The organism is Citricoccus sp., from assembly GCF_032154715.1.
Taxonomy (GTDB): domain Bacteria; phylum Actinomycetota; class Actinomycetes; order Actinomycetales; family Micrococcaceae; genus Citricoccus.
Genome location: NZ_JALDXU010000039.1, coordinates 22,443 through 28,513, shown reverse-complemented (window position 1 = coordinate 28,513; position 6,071 = coordinate 22,443). Strand labels below are relative to the sequence as shown.

Here is a 6,071-nt window from a genome sequence, read left to right as displayed (position 1 = left end):
CCGACGAAGAGTCCTCGACCGATCCCGCAGGGGAGGCCCCTCACGAGCCCGGCACCCCCACACTTTCCGGGCAGAACTTAGCGGTGACTTCTGCCCGCAAAGTGGATGAGGAGGTGCCGTCCGACCCCGCCGACGCCGGTCCAGAGCACGAGACGGAACCGGACCTCGAACCGGATCTCAACGCCACGATCGCTCCGGGCCCACGCTCGGCGCCGTCCGATGCCGAATCCGAGCAGTCAAGGGCTGCCACGGGTGAGACCACGCAGGTCCAGCCCAGCACGGAAACGGACGACGACGAGGACGGCGCCGAGGACGATGACGAGACACAGAGTCACAGCGAGACCGGCACCGATGCAGATGATGTCGATGACCGGACCATCGCCGGACCTCCCGCCTCGCCCAGCGCCGTGGAGACCCCGGACGACCGGCGGTCCCGGCCGAGCAGCGCCGTTCCCGGCCCCCAGGAGTTGATCGACTCGGTGCCGTGGCTGGCAGCGGCCCGCAAGACTGTCCCGGCACGGGCTCCGGAGCCGGCTGCCAGTGAGATGGTCGAGGTCCTCGCTGATCTCGGGATGACGGTCGCCCCGGAACAGTCACCGGACGACCATTCGGACGGCCGCTCGGGCGGCCACCCGCACGGCGACTCGGGGGCACCCTCCGATGCCCGCGCCGGAGCCGCGACCAACGCGCAGGACGCGGATGACGCTGACACGGTCATGTCGCCGTCCGCTCCTGGTCCTGCACCCAGCCCCGCACCCCTCCCCGCCCCACCTGCGTCCCCGGCCAAGCCGGCGTCGGGCTCCGGGGGAACCGCGGCCGTGGAGGAGGACCATGACGGTGAGACCGTCATGAAGTCGGACCTCGGTCTTCCGGATCTGCCGTCCAGCGAACCCGCACCCGCTCCGGCCCCGCCGCCAGCGACAGGCCCAGTGGTCCTGGCCCGCCAGTGTTCCCAGGGGCATGCCAACCCGCCGACCAACGCCACGTGCGGCGTCTGCGGTCAGTCCCTCTCGGGCGAGGCACAACAGTTGCGCCGTCCCTCCCTGGGCCGCCTCCGCATGTCCACGGGGGAGGTCGTGGAGCTGGACCGCCCGGCCGTGATCGGGCGCCAGCCGCAGGCCCACCGGGTCGGCTCCGGCACCATGCCGCGCATGATCCAGGTCCGCAGCCCCAACGGTGACATCTCCCGCTCGCACTGCGAGGTGGTGCTGGAGGGATGGCATGTGCAGTTGCGGGACCTCAAGGCCACGAACGGCACGGTGCTGATCCGCGAGGGGCAGGCGCCGCGACGGCTGGGTCAGGGCGAGTCTCTCATGGTGCTGGACGGTGACATCGCCGACCTGGGCGACGGGATCTCCGTGCGCTTCGAGGGGCTGCTGTGAGCGGTAAACGGCCACCGGCCCCGCCGCCGCACATCGACGGGTTCCGGTACGTCAGCCTGCTGGGCTCTGGCGGCTTCTCGGACGTCTACCTGTATGAGCAGGACCGGCCTCGCCGCAAGGTGGCCGTCAAGGTGCTGCTCTCCGGCCTCAAGACCGAACGGGCGCGCAAGTCCTTCGAGTCCGAGGCCAACCTCATGGCGCAACTGTCCTCGCACCCGTACATCGTCACGATCTACGAGGCGGACATCACCGAGGACGGCCACTCCTACCTGGCCATGGAGTACTGCTCGCGGCCCTCCCTGGACCTGCGCTACCGCCGCTCCCGGTTAGGCGTGGACGAGGTCCTGGCCGTCGGCATCCAGGTGTCCTCCGCCGTGGAGTCCGCGCACCGGGCCGGGATCGTGCACCGGGACATCAAGCCGGCCAACATCCTGACCACGGACTACAACCGCCCCGCGCTGACGGACTTCGGCATCTCCGGCACCACGGACATGCTGGACGACGACGCCGGGATGTCCATCCCGTGGTCCGCCCCGGAGGCCTTCACCGGGGGGAGCCAGGACGGGTTCGCCATGGATGTGTGGTCGCTCGGTGCCACGCTCTACACCCTGCTCGCCGGGCGGTCCCCGTTCGTGCGGCCGGGGGCGGACAACTCGCAGAAGGAATTGATCTCCAGGATCGCCAAGGCGCCGCTGCCGCCCCTGAACCGGGCGGACATGCCGGCCTCGCTGGAGTTGGTGCTGTCCACTGCGATGGCCAAGAACCCCGGCTCCCGCTTCCCCTCGGCGCACGCCTTCGCTCTGGCGCTGCAACGGGTCCAGACTGAGTTGGGCCTGTCCGTCACCCCGTTCGAGGTCATGGACGAGTCCGGCTCGCTGGAGGCGGAGGATGACGAGGCCGAGGAGGGAGGGGACGCCACCCGCGTCCGGCAGATCGTCTCGATCGATCCGGATCGTGGCTCCACGAACACCTCGCGCCACTTCCCGCCGATGCCCCCGCCCTCCGCGCCAGGACGTCCACAGGAGGACGTGGATGATGCCACGGTCATGCGACCTGCTCGGGGGACGACGCCGGCCGGTCCGTCCCCGGACGACGACCCGACCATCATGGGCGGGCGCATCGGCGGCGGCTTGGCCGGCTCCCGCGCGCCGTCGCGCCCGCAGAGGTCCTATCCCGACGCCGGCGGGGAGTGGGAGCCCGACGGCGCCACCGCGCGGCGCGTGGAGGAACAATCGACGGGTTCGCCGTTCGCCGCCTGGATGGGCGAGAACAAGGTCGGCATCATCGCCTCACTGGTGGTGCTGGTGCTGGGCATCGTGGGTGCCGTCTGGTTGGCGAACAGCATGGCCGTCCAGCCTCGGGAGGACCCGGATCCCACCTTCATCGATGAGTCGCCGGGGCTGCCGCTGCCGGAACCGGAGGAGCCCGTGGCGGCCGCCGAGAACGTGACGGCCACGGCGGACGGGGCCGAAGCCGTCTTCACCTGGGAGAACCCTGATCCGAAGGACGGGGACACCTATATGTGGAGGACGTCCACGGCCACCGGCCAGGGGCGGATCACCACCGCTGACGAGGCCACGGCCACCACCCCCGTGCTGGAGGAGGACCGGACGTGCATCGAGGTTGTGGTGATCCGGTCCAACGGGAAACAGTCCGAACCGACCGTGGGGTGCGTGGACTGAGTGCCTGCCCGTGTGGCAGGCGCGGCAGTGCACAGGTGGTAGGTCCTGTCAGGGCACGGAACAGCCCGGGCGCCACAATGACGGCACTGGACAGGTTTGACCGGCATCATGGGACTGAGATCTTCAACCAGGGGGAGTGGCGATGAGCGTGGACGAGCACGGCCAACGGGTCCAGTCGGCTTCGCAGGACCAGCAGGACCACCGAGACCTGCAGCCCACTGAGGGCAGCTCGGCGGCGCTGTCGATCGACTTCGTCGGCGAGTGGTACGAGGTCATGCCGGACCAGGTGTTCACCATCGGTCGCGAGGGTGACCTGGAGATCGACGACAACCCGTACCTGCACCGTCGGTTCATGGAGATCCGGCAGATCGACGGGCTGTGGTGGCTGTCCAACGTGGGCACCATGATCTCCGCGACCGTGGCGGACTCCTCCGGCGGCATGCAGGCCTGGGTCTCGCCCGGCTCCCGCATCCCGTTGGTCTTCGGTCAGCTCAACGTGGTGTTCACGGCCGGGCCGACCACCTATGAGTTCTCGGCGCACCTGAAGAGTCCCTCGTTCCTGCAGCAGTCCAACGGCAACGAAGCCGTGGGGGAGACCACCATCGGCCCGGTGATCTTCACCCCGGCCCAGAAGGCCCTCATCGTGGCCCTGGCTGAGCCGATCCTGCGCCGTGGCGGCACCGGGTTCTCCACGGTGCCGTCCTCCGCCAACGCCGCAAAGAGGCTGGGTTGGCCGCTGACCCGGTTCAACCGCAAGCTGGACAACGTCTGCGACAAGCTGGACCGCGTGGGCGTGGCAGGACTGCGCGGCGGTGGCGGCAAGCTGGCCACGAACCGCCGTGCCCGCCTGGTGGAGCATGCCGTGACCTCCCACCTGGTCACTCCGGATGACCTGCCGCTGCTGGACCAAGCCCTCGGCGACGAGGACTGATCCGAGTGCGGTGTCGTCGCGGACCATGTCCTGGCTGAGTTCGCTGCCGATCCGCAGGATCGAGGAGCATCCCTTGGAGCCCATGGGCCGTGACCGGTGGCCCGCCACGGTTGCCCCGGTTCGTCAGGTCCTCGACGAGGGGTTGGAGTTGGGCCCGGCCACGGTGCTGGCGGCGCTGCCAGCGGCCACGCTCTACGAGTTGGGTCCGTGGGGCGTCCGGCCGTGCACCTACGACGACCTGGAACTCGTTCGGAACTGGCGCCTGTTTCTCGACGCTCCGGAGCGGCTGCTGCGCCATCTGGACTGAACGAGCTGTACCGGGCGGGGTCGAGCGGACTCAGGAGATCCCGGCCCCCGCCAACCGGAGCTTGGCGCGGCCATGTGGGGCACGGTAAACACAAAGCATGCGTGCCGGACCTGGATACGGGGGCGAGCATCCTTCTCGGGTGATCGCGGCGTCCGCCGTGCTGACCGTGGCGCTGGCGGCTTCGGCCTGCACGGCTGACGGTGGGGCAGGAGCGGAGAAGAGGCCGATTCCGCATCAGAGTTTCGTCAGCCGCCCCGACCTGATGCCTCCGGTGGTGGAGATCACCCGCGGTCCGGCGTGGTCGGACGAGTACGAGCAGTCCGAGGAGTTCACGTTCCTGACCCCGAACTACGGTTCGAAGACCCCCTCGGACGGGGCCGTGATCCTGGATGCCAGTGGGGAGCTGGTGTGGATGAGCCCGGCCGAGGATGACGACCCGGAGGACAATCCCTTCGACCTGCGGGTCCAGGAGTATCAGGGCGAACCGGTGCTCACCGTCTACGAGGGCACCAGTGACGGCGGCATGGGAGATGGTGAGGTGGTCATCCTCGACCAGTCCTATGAGGAGATCGCCCGCGTCACCACCGGCGGCTCCCTGGAACCCGGTCAGGCGGACTTCCATGACACGACGATCACGCCAGAGGACACCATGCTGATCGCCGCCTACGTGCCGGCACCGGCCGACCTCAGAGACGTGGGCGGCCCGGAGGACGGGTACATCCAGGACGCCGTGATCCAGGAGGTCGACATCGCCACCGGGGAAGTGCTCTTTGAGTGGAGCGCCATCGGGCATGTTCCTCTGACACAGACGCTGCTCGACTTCGAGGACGAACAGGCGGAACTGGAGAAAGAAGCCGGGGAGGCAGAAGGCTCGGCGGAGGCCGCGCCATCCGCGGCTCCGGACGCACAGTCGGGGCCGCCCGAGCTGGGCAGCGAGGAACACCCCTTCGACTACTTCCACATCAACTCCGTGACGGAGGATCACGACGGCTCCCTGCTGGTCTCGGCGCGGCACACCAACGCGGTGTACCAGGTGGACCGCCCGACCGGCGCGGTGGAGTGGACCCTGGGCGGCTCGGCCAGCGACTTCGCGATGGGGGACGGGGCCGAGTTCTCCTGGCAGCACGATGCACACCGCAGCACAGATGGCACCCTGACCCTCTTGGACAACCACTCCCACGGAGGCAGTGATGACGAGTCATCCCGAGGTCTGCGCCTGGCCCTGGACGGAGACACGATGACCGCGGAGGTGGCCACCGAGTACCTGCCGCCCGCGGACCGGGTGGCCAGCTCCATGGCCAACGCGCAGCAGCTGGCCAACGGGAACATGCTGATCGGCTGGGGTGCCCGCCCGCACTACTCCGAGTACACGCCGGGAGGCGAGCTCATCTACGACGTCTGCCATGGTGATGAATGCCGGGGGGACGAGTTCGAGGGCGGTGGCGGCAGCTACCGGGCGTACAAATTCGCCTGGGAGGGGCGGCCCGCCACGGAACCGGATGTCACGGTGCAGGAGCGTGACGATGAACGATTCGCCCACGTCTCCTGGAACGGGGCCACCGAGGTCACCCGGTGGCGGCTGATGGCCGGCGAGGACGAGGGCAGCGTCACCGAGCAGGCCGTCGTCGACCGCGAGGGTTTCGAGACGGCCATCCCGGTTCCGGACGAGGCCGCGGAGTTGCCCTACGCCGTCGTGGAGGCCCTGGACGCCGAGGGTACGGTGCTCGGAACGGCCCAAGTCCGGTGAGTGCTCGCGATCCGGCAGGGGT

General features: G+C 69.2%; 5 protein-coding genes. All 5 read left to right on the top strand.

The features are described 5' to 3' along the window. On the top strand, nucleotides 1–1,382 hold a 1,382-nt coding region (locus tag RUH65_RS08435), incomplete at its 5' end, for an FHA domain-containing protein (RefSeq protein WP_313816914.1). Beyond that, complete coding sequence (locus RUH65_RS08430) at nucleotides 1,379–3,064, top strand: serine/threonine-protein kinase (RefSeq protein ID WP_313816913.1); 1,686 nt, start codon at nucleotides 1,379–1,381, stop codon at nucleotides 3,062–3,064. The genes RUH65_RS08435 and RUH65_RS08430, both read left to right, overlap by 4 nt. Before the next feature lie 274 nt (nucleotides 3,065–3,338). Next, nucleotides 3,339–3,995: a hypothetical protein gene (locus RUH65_RS08425; protein ID WP_313816917.1), complete on the top strand. Its 657-nt coding sequence runs from the start codon at nucleotides 3,339–3,341 to the stop codon at nucleotides 3,993–3,995. Nucleotides 3,996–4,020: 25 nt separating this feature from the next. Next, entirely contained in the window at nucleotides 4,021–4,302 is a 282-nt protein-coding gene (locus tag RUH65_RS08420) for a hypothetical protein (RefSeq protein WP_313816912.1), read from the top strand. A gap of 97 nt (nucleotides 4,303–4,399) precedes the next feature. Beyond that, nucleotides 4,400–6,049, top strand: a complete 1,650-nt coding sequence (locus RUH65_RS08415) for an arylsulfotransferase family protein (RefSeq protein ID WP_313816911.1) — start codon at nucleotides 4,400–4,402, stop codon at nucleotides 6,047–6,049. Nucleotides 6,050–6,071: the final 22 nt, after the last annotated feature.

What these genes read in the sequence shown, in the direction of transcription:
- RUH65_RS08425 (WP_313816917.1), top strand. Translation starts at nt 3,339, where the DNA reads ATGCCGGACCAGGTGTTCACCATCGGTCGCGAGGGTGACCTGGAGATC.
- RUH65_RS08415 (WP_313816911.1), top strand. Translation starts at nt 4,400, where the DNA reads ATGCGTGCCGGACCTGGATACGGGGGCGAGCATCCTTCTCGGGTGATC.
- RUH65_RS08420 (WP_313816912.1), top strand. Translation starts at nt 4,021, where the DNA reads ATGTCCTGGCTGAGTTCGCTGCCGATCCGCAGGATCGAGGAGCATCCC.